The sequence below is a fragment of the Marinomonas sp. ABL3_031 genome, assembly GCF_056161265.1.
In genome coordinates this window covers 218,069-232,491 of sequence record NZ_JBSWYU010000005.1, presented here as the reverse complement: position 1 = coordinate 232,491, position 14,423 = coordinate 218,069, and the positions used below count along the sequence as shown (strand labels likewise).

The 14,423-nt window shown below is 44.0% G+C and carries 14 protein-coding genes; 4 read left to right on the top strand and 10 right to left on the bottom strand.

What is annotated here, in order from left to right; all coding sequences use genetic code 11:
• Nucleotides 1-107: 107 nt before the first annotated feature.
• The 5 genes from ACXAH2_RS08390 to ACXAH2_RS08370 form a co-directional block, all read right to left on the bottom strand.
• Entirely contained in the window at nt 108-713 is a 606-nt protein-coding gene (locus tag ACXAH2_RS08390; protein ID WP_475077820.1) for a protein-methionine-sulfoxide reductase heme-binding subunit MsrQ, read from the bottom strand.
• 1 nt (nt 714) lies between these two features.
• On the bottom strand, nt 715-1,707 hold the full coding sequence (msrP, locus tag ACXAH2_RS08385) for a protein-methionine-sulfoxide reductase catalytic subunit MsrP (protein ID WP_475077818.1): 993 nt from the start codon (nt 1,705-1,707) through the stop codon (nt 715-717).
• Nucleotides 1,708-1,813: 106 nt separating this feature from the next.
• Nucleotides 1,814-2,596: a CDP-diacylglycerol--serine O-phosphatidyltransferase gene (gene pssA / locus ACXAH2_RS08380; RefSeq protein WP_475077817.1), complete on the bottom strand. Its 783-nt coding sequence runs from the start codon at nt 2,594-2,596 to the stop codon at nt 1,814-1,816.
• A 22-nt stretch (nt 2,597-2,618) separates the two neighbouring features.
• Nucleotides 2,619-3,902, bottom strand: coding sequence for a glutamate-1-semialdehyde 2,1-aminomutase (gene hemL / locus ACXAH2_RS08375; protein ID WP_475077816.1), 1,284 nt, complete (start codon nt 3,900-3,902; stop codon nt 2,619-2,621).
• 54 nt (nt 3,903-3,956) lie between these two features.
• Nucleotides 3,957-5,576: a chloride channel protein gene (locus tag ACXAH2_RS08370; protein ID WP_475077815.1), complete on the bottom strand. Its 1,620-nt coding sequence runs from the start codon at nt 5,574-5,576 to the stop codon at nt 3,957-3,959.
• A 234-nt stretch (nt 5,577-5,810) separates the two neighbouring features.
• Here ACXAH2_RS08370 and argC point away from each other — a divergent pair, with 234 nt between their 5' ends.
• Nucleotides 5,811-6,842 carry an N-acetyl-gamma-glutamyl-phosphate reductase gene (argC, locus tag ACXAH2_RS08365; RefSeq protein WP_475077814.1) on the top strand — a complete coding sequence of 344 codons (1,032 nt, stop codon included), beginning with the start codon at nt 5,811-5,813 and terminating at the stop codon, nt 6,840-6,842.
• 113 nt (nt 6,843-6,955) lie between these two features.
• Here the strand turns inward: argC and ACXAH2_RS08360 are convergent, their stop codons facing one another.
• A complete protein-coding gene (locus ACXAH2_RS08360) occupies nt 6,956-7,384 on the bottom strand; it encodes an Lrp/AsnC family transcriptional regulator (protein ID WP_475077812.1) in 429 nt (142 codons plus the stop codon).
• 151 nt (nt 7,385-7,535) lie between these two features.
• Between ACXAH2_RS08360 and yjeH the strand changes: the two genes are divergently transcribed.
• Both yjeH and luxS read left to right on the top strand, forming a co-directional pair.
• The gene (yjeH, locus tag ACXAH2_RS08355; RefSeq protein WP_475077811.1) at nt 7,536-8,810 is read left to right on the top strand and encodes an L-methionine/branched-chain amino acid transporter; all 1,275 of its coding nucleotides are present in this window, start codon (nt 7,536-7,538) and stop codon (nt 8,808-8,810) included.
• A 65-nt stretch (nt 8,811-8,875) separates the two neighbouring features.
• Nucleotides 8,876-9,388, top strand: coding sequence for an S-ribosylhomocysteine lyase (luxS, locus tag ACXAH2_RS08350; RefSeq protein WP_475077810.1), 513 nt, complete (start codon nt 8,876-8,878; stop codon nt 9,386-9,388).
• Between the two features lie 97 nt (nt 9,389-9,485).
• Here the strand turns inward: luxS and ACXAH2_RS08345 are convergent, their stop codons facing one another.
• A complete protein-coding gene (locus ACXAH2_RS08345) occupies nt 9,486-10,121 on the bottom strand; it encodes a LysE family translocator (protein WP_475077808.1) in 636 nt (211 codons plus the stop codon).
• 289 nt (nt 10,122-10,410) lie between these two features.
• On the opposite strand from ACXAH2_RS08345, the gene ACXAH2_RS08340 reads away from it, so the two are divergent.
• The gene (locus ACXAH2_RS08340; RefSeq protein ID WP_475077806.1) at nt 10,411-11,286 is read left to right on the top strand and encodes a DMT family transporter; all 876 of its coding nucleotides are present in this window, start codon (nt 10,411-10,413) and stop codon (nt 11,284-11,286) included.
• Here the strand turns inward: ACXAH2_RS08340 and ACXAH2_RS08335 are convergent.
• From ACXAH2_RS08335 to ACXAH2_RS08325, 3 genes are all read right to left on the bottom strand, one after another.
• Nucleotides 11,280-11,735 carry an Lrp/AsnC family transcriptional regulator gene (locus tag ACXAH2_RS08335; RefSeq protein WP_475077804.1) on the bottom strand — a complete coding sequence of 152 codons (456 nt, stop codon included), beginning with the start codon at nt 11,733-11,735 and terminating at the stop codon, nt 11,280-11,282. The genes ACXAH2_RS08340 and ACXAH2_RS08335 overlap by 7 nt on opposite strands.
• Nucleotides 11,736-11,834: 99 nt before the next feature.
• Nucleotides 11,835-12,326, bottom strand: a complete 492-nt coding sequence (ilvN, locus tag ACXAH2_RS08330) for an acetolactate synthase small subunit (RefSeq protein WP_353667646.1) — start codon at nt 12,324-12,326, stop codon at nt 11,835-11,837.
• A gap of 2 nt (nt 12,327-12,328) precedes the next feature.
• Entirely contained in the window at nt 12,329-14,041 is a 1,713-nt protein-coding gene (locus tag ACXAH2_RS08325; RefSeq protein ID WP_475077802.1) for an acetolactate synthase 3 large subunit, read from the bottom strand.
• Nucleotides 14,042-14,423 lie beyond the last annotated feature (382 nt).

Below are 14,423 nucleotides of genomic sequence, written 5' to 3'. Positions count from 1 at the left end.
TAAAGAGCGTGCTGACTTGTTTTGGTGTCGCTTCGTTGTTCTGAAGTACACCCCGTGTCAGCGAGGGCGTATATTAAGGATCTACAGATTTTTAGCAAGTACTTTTTTCAAGTTTTTGACAAATACTTTTTAATCATTGAAATCTGTGTTGTTCTGAGAAGCAATAGAGGGATAACAAAGACACTGAACCAAATAACTATGCTGGTATCACTTTTGATTTGCCACCACAGATGGAGCCATACCAAAGCCACTGACAAATATACATAACGATGTAGTGGTTTCCAGCGTTTCGCTAGTTTCTTTATCATGTATTTGTGACTGGTTACTGACAAAACAAGCAAAATCACAAAAGCCCCAACGCCAGCATAAATATAAGGCTTTTCAGTCAAATCACTTAAAATCCATGTCCAACTCAATCCTGCAAACAAGACCAAATAGCAAACCATATGTAATAAGGCATACAAAAAGGATGACAGGCCAATAAAGCGTCGATAACGTGATAGGAATTTCAAACGAGTGTATTTCATTAACGGCGTCATAAAAAGCACTAAGACAAGCGATACACAGGCCCATATCCCAGTAAGGCGCATGAGTATTTTGCCTGGATCAGGAAAGTATTGCCCAGTCAACAAAGCACCAAACATCCACAAAAATGGCACACTGAATACCAATAACACCCAAGGTTTTTCTTTTCGATCCCAAAACTGCGCCATACTAATAATACCGAGTCAGGTCCATACCCTGGTATAAACTCGCCACTTCTTCCTGATAACCATTAAACATTTGCGTTTCTATCACATTGGGAAAAAGTACACCGCCAGGCAAACGCCTTTCCTGTTTTTGTGACCAGCGAGGATGATCAACTCCAGGATTAACATTCGCAAAAAAACCGTATTCATTTGGTGCCAACATACTCCAAGTTGTTTGCGGCATGGATTCAACGAAACGAATAGTGACAATGGATTTGATGCTTTTAAAGCCATATTTCCAGGGCAATACTAAACGTACTGGTGCACCATTTTGGTTTGGTAGTACACTGCCATACATACCTACCGCCAAAAACGCCAATGAATTCATCGCCTCATCAATTCGTAAACCTTCACGATAAGGCCAATCTAATGCATTCCCTCTTTGTGCTGGCATTTGCTTAGGATCATATAATGTCTCAAAGTAAACATACTTAGCTTTTGAGTTTGGTTTGAATTGTTTTAGAAAACTGGCGAGAGAAATGCCAACCCAAGGAATCACCATAGACCAAGCTTCAACACATCTTAGACGATAAATTCTTTCTTCTAGCTGGCTGTCGCTAATGAAATCTTCTAGATCAAAATCTCCTGTCACATCCGCTTCGCCTTCTACACGGATCTTCCACGGATAGGGCTGAAGTGAAGAAGATTTATTGACGGGATCACTTTTACCATAACCAAATTCATAAAAATTATTATAAGTGCTTGATACATCATAAGGAGTTAATTTCTCACCCTGTCCAAAGGATGTTGTTGAGATATTAGCAAAAGCAGATTTTAATGACTTTGGTGGTAATAAAGGGCTTTTGTCTTGTTGCGCAGCCAAAAGCTGACCAGATAAACCAAGTCCACTTGCACCGATAAGCCCTGCTTGCATAAATTGACGACGATTTAGGTAAATCGATTCAGGTGTCACACTACTTTCATAACAGTCAGACGATTTTACTATTTTAATTTGCATGGCACACCCTCGAATAAATGCATTTTCTAATAGAGTATGCCTGCCGAAAAAGGTTCACCGACATAATCTATCCATAATAGCTTAGTCGATAGTAAGTACCATTTTCTTACCGTAGACCTTTAAAAAAGATTCCGCCTATACCCCACAAACCGTACAAACAAAATACCGTCATCAGCACCAGAGAAGGCTCTAAAGCGATCAACACTAGTACCAGCACCGCTATTAGAAGCACAACAAAAGGCACACGCCCTTTCAAATTTAAATCTTTGAAACTGCGGTATTTAACATTACTGACCATTAAAAGACCCACCACGGGCACTAACAAAGCCATCAAGGTAGACAAACTTGAACCCGCTACATCACTTTCATTCGCAGCCCAAATAACACCAGCCACAATAGCAGCAGCCGCTGGACTTGGTAGTCCAGTAAAATAACGTTTTTCTTCCACGCTCAACATGGTATTAAAACGCGCCAAGCGCAATGCTGCCCCAACCGCATAAATAAAGGCGGCTATCCACCCTACCTTGCCAAGCGGTGCTAACGACCAAGTAAAAGCAACTAACGCTGGCGCGATACCAAAGGACACCATGTCCGCTAATGAATCGTATTCCGCGCCGAAAGCACTTTGGGTATGAGTTAAACGCGCCACACGACCATCCAACCCATCAAATACCATGGCAATAAAAATCGCTACTGCCGCATGGCCGTAGTCACCATTCATGGCTGCAATAATAGAGTAAAAACCTGAAAACAAAGCCGCTGTGGTAAATAAATTAGGTAGCAAGTAAACACCTTTTCTCGGCTGTTTAGGGTCATCCTCTACTTCGGCTGTCGAATCTACCTCGTCGAATTCATCCGCTACTGATTCTTTAACATCATCATTTGACATGACACAAACCTTCTAAACTCGTTTATTTCAGCTTAGCAAAAGCACGTTTTGCTGCAGCGATGGTAAAATCAATATCTTCATCCGTATGTGCTTGTGAGATAAACCCAGCCTCAAACGACGCCGGAGCAAAATACACACCTTCTTGCAGCATGTAATGAAAAAAAGCTTTGAACTTTTCTAGATCACATTCTTGAACTTGAGCAAAACTGGTTACCTTATCCGCTTCAGTAAAAAAGAAGCCAAACATACCGCCCACACTCACCGTACAAAATGGCACGCCTATTTCGTCCGCTGCGGCTTTAAGTCCGACCACCAAGCGCTTGGCTTTTTCCGCTAATCTTGTATGAAAATCTGGCTCACTGATTTTATTCAAAACCGCCAACCCTGCCACCATGGCAACCGGATTACCAGATAAAGTACCCGCTTGGTATACTGGGCCTAAAGGAGAAATACACTCCATAATTTCGCGTTTACCACCAAATGCACCAACCGGCATACCTGCACCTATCACCTTACCTAAGGTTGTCAGATCAGGTTGAATATTATAATGCTGCTGGGCACCACCTAGCGCCACTCGAAACCCCGTCATCACCTCATCAAAAATCAACACTGCACTGAATACGTCACAGACCTCACGTAAACTCTCTAGAAAGCCATCGACGGGAGGAATGCAGTTCATATTTCCCGCAACAGGCTCGACAATTATACAAGCAATTTGCTCGCCGATTTCGGCAAAACACTGTTTAACTCCGTCAATATCATTGTATTGCAAAGTAATTGTATGTTGCGCAAGGTCAGCAGGCACCCCGGGAGAATTTGGCACACCAAGTGTCAAAGCTCCAGAACCTGCTTTCACCAACAGAGAATCAGAATGCCCATGATAACAACCTTCAAACTTAACAATTTTATCGCGCCCAGTATAACCACGAGCTAGGCGAATCGCGCTCATGGTCGCTTCGGTACCCGAATTCACCATACGCACCATGTCCAACGACGGAACCAGCTCACAGACCTTTTCGGCCATGGTAATTTCCACTTCGGTAGGCGCACCAAAACTTAAACCTAAGTCCAATTGCTGACGCACTGCATCCAACACAGTTGGATCAGAATGACCAAGAATCATAGGCCCCCATGAACCGACATAATCAATGTAGCTTTGCTGATCTTCATCATAAACATAAGCCCCTTCACCACGATGAAAAAAAACAGGGGTTCCACCTACACCATTAAAAGCTCGAACAGGGGAATTCACGCCACCAGGAATACGACGTTGGGCGCGGTCATAAAGGTCTTCTGAGCGACTCATATTTTACTTAATCCTATCATTTATGTTGTCTCACAAAGACTGTGAGTAAATGCGTTAATCTTCATTTTTTAGCAGAAACTGATCCAATTTGCGTTTTGAAACTAAACCATAAGACTGCTTAGAAAAGCGTATCAATACTTTGTTATGATGCGTTTCTTGGAACCAGTTTAATAACTCTTCTAAAGAAGCCGGCTCATCAATCACAGCCACCTCTTCTGGTAATACAGCGCAGCTTAAATCCATCACATTGGTTTCATTCTCAATATCAAGCCAAGCTTGAGGACCTACTTCTAGAGTTTGCAATGCATCCAGCACTGCTGAAGAATGCACCCAGTAACATTTATGTTGACTGGTAAACACCACATAGCTTACCACATTTGAAGCCAAATCTTTTACCTGATCTAAAGACGGTTTTTGCGACCAATACAACACATTTTCCGAAACAGAAGAGACTTTATGATGACGTAAATGACGACGAAAAGGATTGATGGTAGAAGACATTCCCATATATTTTAATCGTTCAACAAAAATAGATTCTTGATGACATACCACCTTCACCAATAAGCAAGACAACACAATGACTAATAAAGCTGGCACGATAGAGGCTGAGGAATGTGTCATTTCAATCATGGCAACTAATGCGGTAAGCGGCGCCTGAAAACAAGCTGCCATCATTGCCGCCATGCCAAGCAAAGCGAACAAAGCCAGCTCTTCTACCGGCACACCAAACAACAAGGCTACCAATAAACCAGCCAAGCCACCAATCACAAAAGCAGGCCCTATCATACCGCCAGGAATACCCAAACCTATGGTGACAGCCGTTAATACAGTCTTAACCAATATCAATACAAATAAGAAATAAATGACCAGATCCGACAGCAGCAAACGACTCAAAGCACCGTAACCTATTCCCAAACTTTCAGGAAGGTAAGCCGCACTGATGGCCGTCAGCATAGCCACTACAGCAAAGCGCCACCACACAGACAAACGATGAAAGCGCCATGCTAGTTTTTGTGTATGAAAAAATAAAGCTGCCAACAACACAATCATCACGACCAGTAATAAACAAGCCGCAAAAAGTGCTGGCGATAACACCACATGACTAAGGGCCTGCACATTAAAAATGTTTAACGGCCCAATCACATAATGGCTCACTAACGTAGCCACCACAGAAGATAATAATACGGGCAAAACGTATCTTTGACGGTATTCTAAAAAAATCACTTCAAAAGCGAACAATACACCCGCCAATGGCGTCTGGAAGATTGCGGAAATAGCCCCCGCCACGCCGCAAGCCAATAACGCCTCCACCCCATATTGTGGCAATTTGGCTTTGCTGGCCACCACACTGCCTAAGGTAGCTCCCAAATGAACCGCCGGCCCCTCTTTTCCCATAGACAAACCACCAGCCAAACCGATGGCCGCAGAGAAAAACTGCACTACACCATTCCAAATCGGCAAATTACCGCCGTGGTAAGTTAATCTTTCCACGACATAGGGCACCCCCACTTTACAATACGTCTTAGGTATAAAATGAAACAGCAACGCTAAGCAAAAGCAGGCCAATACTGGGATAAAAATACGAATGGGTAAAGGTAAAGTCGAAAAAGAGTCAAATTCCATATCGATAAAGTAGCGAGCAGGCAAGTACATAACCATATAAAAAAAAGCCATTACAAAACCGCAAACTAAACCACATACGCCACCCAACAATGACATTTTAAACAAGTCATCGTAAGATTTTGCCGTTGCCAGCCATTTTTCCTTTAAATTTAACCCTTTCAGAACGCATCCTCACTTTTATCGAAAGCAAATTTCGTGCACTATTCAATCAGTTATCATAAACATTCGCAATCGCCTGTGTGCAAACCAATCGGCTGTACAGGCAACAATTAATAGGAAAACATCGTGTATAAAATAGGTATCGTTGGTGGTACGGGTTACACCGGAGCCGAATTATTAAGGCTACTTGCAAATCATCCACAAGTTGACGTGGTATCCATTACCTCTCGTAGCGAAGAAGGCAAACTGGTTTCTGATATCTACCCAAGTCTACGTGGGCATTATGATCTACGTTTCACCACACCAAGCCTTGATGAGTTGGCACACTGTGATTTGGTCTTTTTTGCCACACCTCACGGGGTTGCAATGGACCAGGTGCCTGAACTAATTGATCGTGGCGTCAAAGTGGTGGATCTGGGCGCTGATTTCCGCATTAAAGATACCGTAGAATGGGCTAAATGGTATGGCATGGATCATAGAACGCCAGAATACGTTGCAAAAGCTGTCTATGGCTTACCTGAGACCAACCGCGAAGCCATTAAAAATGCTTTACTGGTCGCCAACCCTGGTTGTTACCCAACGGCGACTCAATTAGGTTTGATACCATTATTAGAAGCCGGTATTGTCGACCCAGCGCACTTAATAGCGGACGCTAAATCTGGTGTAAGTGGTGCCGGCAGAGGGGCAAATGTTGGTACATTATTATGTGAAGCCAGCGAAAGCTTTAAAGCCTATGGCGTTGCAGGACATCGCCATTTGCCAGAAATCAAACAAGGCTTGAAGGCCGTTTCCAACAAAGAGATTGGTTTAACCTTCGTACCTCACCTAGTGCCTATGATTCGTGGTATTCACTCCACCATGTACGCAACCTTAACCGACACGACTATCGATCTTCAGGCGTTATTTGAAGAGCGTTACAAAGACGAGTTTTTCGTTGATGTGATGCCTCAAGGAAGCATACCCGAAACTCGCAGTACCAAAGGCGCAAACTTCTGTCGCATTGCCGTATATCGCCCACAAGATGGCGACAAAGTGGTGGTGCTTTCCGTGATCGACAACTTAGTGAAAGGGGCTTCTGGTCAAGCCATCCAAAACATGAACATCATGTTGAATTTACCTGAAAGCATGGGCTTAACTGCCCTAGGTATGATGCCTTAACAGTATATCCAAAACATAAAAAACGGATTAACGTGAAGTGATCCCCATTAGTTGGACTAATCCCATTAATGGGGATCTTTTTATGTCTCTAAACGATTCAAAACACAAGACTATTACCAGCGGTCTACACGCTTAGCCAAGCACATGTGTGTTACTACCTTATCCAAGTTCGGCCATGAGTCCATTTCACTGCGAATTTGATGCAAACGCGCCATAGAAGGGGCTTGCACAAGTACCATCAAATCCACATCACCGCTAATAGAGTGCGCCAATTTCACTTCCGGTATGGCATCGATGAGCGGCTGCACCAGATCACATGACAAAGGACGGAAAGTTAATGCCAAATAGGCAGTAACACCCTCTTCTTTTGACACCGAAGTATGCGCATGATAACCCGTAATGGTTCCCATCTCTTCCATACGCCTGATCCGATCCGTCACGGCTGAACGAGACAAATTCACCTGTCGACTGATATCCGACACAGACAAACGCGCATCTTCCACTAATAACGCCAGAATCTTTTGATCATACTGATCCGCCACTCAACACCTCTTTTTCTTCCGTCAGCCGAGACAAAGTGACGGAACTTCCGTCATTTTGCGCCTCAATGGCGTCATCTTGTATCGTTTCTTATTGAGCGCCTTATTTTATGCTAGAAGCCATAAAAAAACAGCTTATTCATACAGGCATAATATGACTCAATACCATCAAACTCTTGGCCCACTGCAGGGCATGGCAATGACAGTAACCACCTTCATAGGGACAGGTTTAATGATCTTACCTGCTATGTCAGTCGCACAAGCTGGCTCTTTTGCTTTTTACGCTTGGTTGATTACCGCTGGGATGATTATTCCCATCGCCTTTATCTTTGCTTTCTTGGGTGCCAAGTACCCATCTGCGGGCGGTGCATCACATTATATTGGTCGAGCCTTTGGTGGCGGCATTGAAAAAGCCGTAGGTTGGCTATTTTTAAGTATTTTACTGGTCGGGCCTGCCGTTGCCATAAAAGTTGCTGCCGCCTATCTCAGCATCATTTTCAATGTCACGGAATATTGGATTCTCACTTTTAGTCTCATCACCCTAGCTGGCATGATGCTGTTTGCCATAGCTGGCATTCAAACTTCCGCACGTTTCCAAAGTGGTGTGGTCATCGCCATGATTGCGACCATCATTTTGTTATGCTTTTTAGGGGATATTCCCTCCAGCACACAAGTGATTCGTTCACCTGCTAACCTAGTGGATTGGCAAACCACACTGTATGCAACAGGTGTTATTTTTTGGTGCTTTTTGGGCATAGAAGTGATGGCACATATGGGAGCTGAATTTAAAAATCCTACTCGTGACTTCCCAATTGCATTGTTGGGAGGAATTGTCATTGTGATCATTGCTTATCTCAGTCTAGTACTCCTAATTGCTTGGCATCAGACCTATGGCGACGAAGTCACCAACAGTCAATCGCTTGCTCTCTTGGTCAGCAAGTTACTGGGTGATACTGGTAGCCGTATTTTTGCCATTGGCGCTTATGTCATTGCCTTTGCTAATGTTGCGATTTACATCCTAGGCTTTTCTCGTATGGTGCAAACCATGGCGCAACAAGGCGCATTGCCATCCAAGTTTAATCAACTCAATACCCAAGGAGCACCTGCCAAAGCGGTATTTTTAGTATGCGCAATTACCTTGTTGTCGATTGTCTTCTCTGAACTATCAGGTTGGAAAATGGCGTGGTTTATTGAAATGACCAATGGCAGCTTTCTGCTCATTTACACCCTAACTTGCGTAGCGGCCATCAAGCTTTTAAACAAACATTTAAAACTGTTCGCCGTTCTGGCACTTTGTAGCTGTATTTTCATGGCTTTCTTTATCGGTGAAAATATGCTGTTTGCAGCGATTATGTTTAGCACGGCGCTTTTTTATGAATGGATAAGGCCCATTAAAAGCGGCAGTAAAGGCATCAATCTTAATGTATAATCTGGCTAAGTTCATTTTCACACACGATAAGCAGCATGCCTTAATTGCTGCAAAGGAGAGAATCTATGCCACTTCTAGACAGTTTCCGTGTTGACCACACTCGTATGGATGCCCCAGCCGTTCGTGTTGCTAAATCCATGTCGACACCAAAGGGCGACGAAATCACGGTTTTTGATCTACGTTTCTGCGTACCAAACAAAGAAATTCTATCTGAAACCGGTATCCACACACTTGAGCACTTGTTTGCAGGTTTCATGCGTGATCACTTGAACAGCGATCAAGTCGAAATCATTGACATTTCTCCTATGGGTTGCCGTACCGGTTTCTACATGAGCCTAATTGGCACACCATCTGAAGAGCAAGTTGCGACGGCATGGAAAAATGCCATGCAAGACGTGCTAGAAGTGAAAGCCAAAGGGGATATTCCAGAGTTAAATGAGTACCAGTGTGGTACTTACGAAATGCACTCTTTGGAAGAAGCAAAGAAAATTGCTGAAATGATCTTAGCCCGTGACGTCAAAGTAAACAGTAATGATGAACTTTACCTAAGTGAAGAGTTTCTAAAAGAACACAGCTAATTGAAAGCGCAGCTTAGATAGTAAAAGGTGACTCAAGGTCACCTTTTTTATAACCAGCATTCCCATCAAGCTGGCCATTCTTTCTTTTCTATCGAATTTATGAGCGCGTTGCCGTCGCAAGAAAGACACTGGCAAGAACAAAGACTCCACCCATACCACGATTCAGTGTTTTCATACCGCTTGGTTTCTTAATCAAACGGCGAATTTGTTTACCACCAAATGCATACACGTAAGCCGCAATAAACTCAGTCACGCAAAAAGTCACCCCTATCCAGAAGAATTGCATTGCCACAGGCTGTGTTAAATCCAGCATCTGTGGAAAGATCGCCGTAAACAATAAAATGGCTTTGGGGTTACTAATAGCAATCAAAAACTCTTGGCGCATACGAGCAAAATGATTGGACTTTGCTTTAACGCCATTTTCCGATTCATGTTCCTGAAGAGCCGTGGCGGCACTGCGCCAGGTTTTTACGCCAATGTAAAATAGGTACACCACTCCAAGCCATTTGATCACACTAAACCAAAATACCGAGGACACAATGATGGCCCCTAAACCTAACGCCGACACCAGCATCAAGATGCTGAACGCCGCATTACGTCCAAATACGGCAATCACCGCAGGTACAGCGCCGTATTGCATTCCGTTATGCATGGCAGTGAAATTATTCGGCCCAGGCCCAAGCGACAACAACATAATTAAAGGCGCAATCGTTAACCACAAACTCAAGGTCACTTCAGCTTACTCCTATATTGCAGACTGATCAGAAAACCATCAAAAGGAGCGACACTTTACCTTGAGTTTGTCCTTCTGCCAACTGCTTTCATCGCCCTCAATAAAAGACTTTTGAAGAAGCTCGCAGCAAGCTGTTTTTTCGTAAGTCATAGTCCCGGTTTTCTTTCGATTCTAAAGCCAATGGCTTGCCATACCTTGCCTTGCTTATGTCGTAAAAGATCACTTAGCCCTACAATTTCCATTCTTGCAAACAGACTGCTTTTAAACCTATTAAATAAGAGAAATAAAGATGACAATTTCCCATTTGTTTTTGTGGCTAACCGCTACGATTTGGGGCTTTGCCTTTGTCGCGCAAAGCGTTGGAATGGAATCCCTAGGCCCTTACAGCTTTAACGCTGCTCGCTTTACCTTGGCGGCGTTATCCATGTTGCCATTAGCCTATCTATTTGAACGTCATCGCAAGACAGACATTGGTTTAACCATAAGAGCGGGTGCGATTGCGGGTTTGATTCTGTTTTCTGGTGCGACCTTACAACAAATTGGCCTGCTTTATACTACAGCCGCCAACGCGGGCTTTATCACCACTATGTACATGCTTATTGTGCCAATCGCGGGGTTATTTCTAAAACACACCATTGAACGTCATACTTGGTTGGGTATCCTGCTTGCTGTTATTGGTCTATACACTCTTACCGTTGGACCCAACTTAAGCGCTCAAAAAGGCGATGCTATTGAGTTAGCAGGGGCTTTTTTCTGGGCCGCACACGTATTGGTAGTCGGCTTCTATTCACGAAAAGTGCCGATCATTAGCTTCACAATCGTACAGCTCATCATTGTTGCGGTACTTTCTTGGATTCTTGCTCTAATAACCGAACAGCCAAGCTGGCAAAACATTCAGCAAAGTTGGGTGCCACTGGTATATGCGGGTATTGCCTCTTCTGCCATTGCGTACTCTTTGCAAACCCTTGGGCAAAAAAATGTTGCCCCCAGTTCTGCTGCCTTAATCTTATCAACAGAAGCGGTTTTCGCTGCCATTGGTGGTTGGTTATTGATGAACGAATATCTATCAAATCGTGAGTTTATGGGCTGCGCACTGATCTTTGTCGGCATGATCATCAGCCAGTGGCCGCGACAAAATAAAATGCCAGCCAGTGTCGCTCAATAAGTCTCTGGGGGCTTCTCACTACCCGCCGGTATCTCTCGAGAGACCGGCGTCGACATTATCATCATGGTATTGGTATCACTTAAATCAATAAGACGTTCCAGTAATTGATCTAACTTAGACATGGAATGTACCGCTACACGTAACACAAAAGCATAAGGTCCTGTCACGTTATAACAATCTAATACTTCGTCTAAACTTATTACCAAGGCTTTAAATTCCCTCTCTTTTGTGCGATACACCTGACACTCCACCAGTGCCGTGATAGGAATACCCATTTTTTCCAGATTCACCTTAGCGCGATAACCTGTAATGACACCCGCCTCTTCTAGCTTGCGGATACGTTCTGCCACCGCAGGTGCAGACAGATGCACCAGTTTGCCCAACTCCGCATACGATAAGCGTGCATTTTCCTGTAATGCTTTTACCAATTTCCAGTTTGTTTTATCCATCTTGTTTATTCACTAAAACACTTTCTCGTTAGAAATAGAAAAGCCGCGATGATCGCGGCTTTTAGCAATAACAGCCTACATGGCTTTAGTACTCAATGATCAAAGTGATAAAGTTTTTTCACCCCGTGCGATACCAGACACACCAGTACGCACCACTTCCAATAAATGAGTACCACCTAAGGCTTGAAGGAAGCCATCCAACTTATCTGACTCGCCGACAATTTGAATAGTGTAAATAGAAGGAGTCATATCGACAATATTGCCACGGAAAATGTCTACGGTACGTTTCACTTCGGCACGTTGTGCGCCTGTTGCACGTACTTTAACCAACATCAATTCACGCTCGATGTGTTGTCCTTCCGTTAGATCCACCAGCTTCACCACATCAATCAGCTTATTCAGTTGCTTGGTGATTTGCTCAACGACCTGATCGGAACCAAACGTCGTCAGAGTAAGACGAGATAAACTTGGATCATCCGTCGGCGCTACGTTCAAAGACTCAATGTTGAAGTTACGCTGCGAAAACAAACCCACAACGCGCGACAAAGCACCAGGCTCGTTTTCCATCAATACAGAAATAATATGTCGCATAATTAGGTTCGCTCCGTCTTACTCAAGAACATATCGCGCATAGAGCCACGAGGCACTTGCATTGGATAAACGTGTTCTTCCGGGTCCACATAACAGTTGATGAATACCAGCTGGTCTTTCATTGCAAACGCCTCTTCCATCTTGGCATCCAATTCATCTTTGCTACGAATCTCAACGTATTTATGGCGGTAAGCGTCCATCAAGACTTTGAAATCAGGCAATGAATCCAAGTAAGAATTCGAATAACGACCTTCATAGTTCATATCTTGCCATTGGCGAACCATGCCAAGATAACCATTGTTAAGACATAAAATCTTCACTGGCAAACCATATTGCAAACAAGTAGACAGCTCTTGGATATTCATCTGAATACTGCCTTCGCCTGTTACACAAACCACGGTTTCATCTGGGAAGTTCATTTTAACCCCCATGGCTGCCGGTAAACCAAAGCCCATGGTTCCAAGACCACCAGAATTCACCCAGCGATTTGGCTTATCAAACTTGTAGTATTGAGCGGCAAACATTTGATGCTGGCCAACATCAGAAGACACAAAAGCATCACCTTTTGTTGCACGCCAACAGGCTTCTATCGCCGCTTGCGGTTTGATTTGCTCACTGCTGGTCTCATAACGGCCACCATGAACAGCACGCCATTCGTTAATTTGCTTCCACCAGGTTTCTAAAGCTTCAGTATTGCCTTTTTCGCCCGCCACCAAAGACAGCATCTCTTCCAATACTTGACGCACTGGCCCAACAATCGGCACATCGGCACGGATTGTCTTAGAGATAGCTGCAGGGTCAATATCAATATGAATGATTTTGGCACCCGGACAGAACTGATCAGGGTCATTGGTCACACGATCATCAAAACGCGCCCCTACGGCCAAGATGACATCACTGTGGTGCATGGTCATATTAGCTTCGTAACTGCCATGCATACCAAGCATGCCAACGAATTGGGGGTCTGTGCCCGGGAAACTACCTAACCCCATTAAGGTATTAGTGACAGGTACATTCAAGGATTTCGCAAGAGCAGCCAGCAATTCCGATGCGCCACCCATGATGACACCTCCACCAGCGTAGATAATTGGACGCTTCGCTGCCAACAATAAGTCCACCGCTTTCTTTATTTGCCCACTGTGACCTTTAGTCGGTGGCGTGTAAGAACGTAAACTTACCGATTCAGGGTATTTATATTCGTACTTTTCACCTGGCATGGTCATGTCTTTTGGCACATCAATCACCACAGGACCAGGTCGGCCGCTGGTAGCAATGTAATACGCCTTTTTCATGATGGCTGGTATTTCAGAAGGATGTTTTACCGTAAAACTGTGCTTCACGATTGGCCGAGATACACCCACCATATCGGTTTCTTGGAAAGCATCTTCACCAATCAAGTAGCTCATTACCTGACCACAAATAACCACCATGGGAATAGAGTCCATATAGGCTGTTGCAATGCCGGTTACTGTATTGGTTGCACCTGGGCCTGAGGTGACGAGTACGGTACCTGCTTTACCTGTTGCGCGCGCATAACCATCTGCCATGTGAGTAGCTGCTTGTTCATGCCTAACCAGAACGTGCTTAACATCAGATTGACGATGCAATGCATCATAAATGTGAAGTGCGGCACCACCTGGGTAGCCATAGATGTATTCAACCCCCTCATCTTTGAGGAAGCGGGCGATCATTTCACCACCGGATAATAACTCCACCTTGTTACCCTCTATAATATTTATCTGCTATTAAGATTATGAGTGGCGGCTATTGTAACCGCATACGACAAGCAGATTAAAGTTGATAGAACGAAGTTTGCTGAACTAACTGAGGTAACTTTAAAAAAAGAACACTCAAACGCAAGAAATCGCAGTTTTTACACTGCCCGCGTCTTTTCGCGAGGAGAAGCATAAAACAACCATATTGTGTCATGTTACGCTTGTGTTTATCAGATTGACTCTGACCGAAATGAGCTAGTGGCTCAAGAGTAAGACTTTAGTGACAGGGTGACGTCGACTTAAAAGGTTCACAATTCTCCCTTCGCTGCAAATTTTTGTCAATACTTAAGGGGGGAAAGACACAGAAAAACTTGCTCTAACG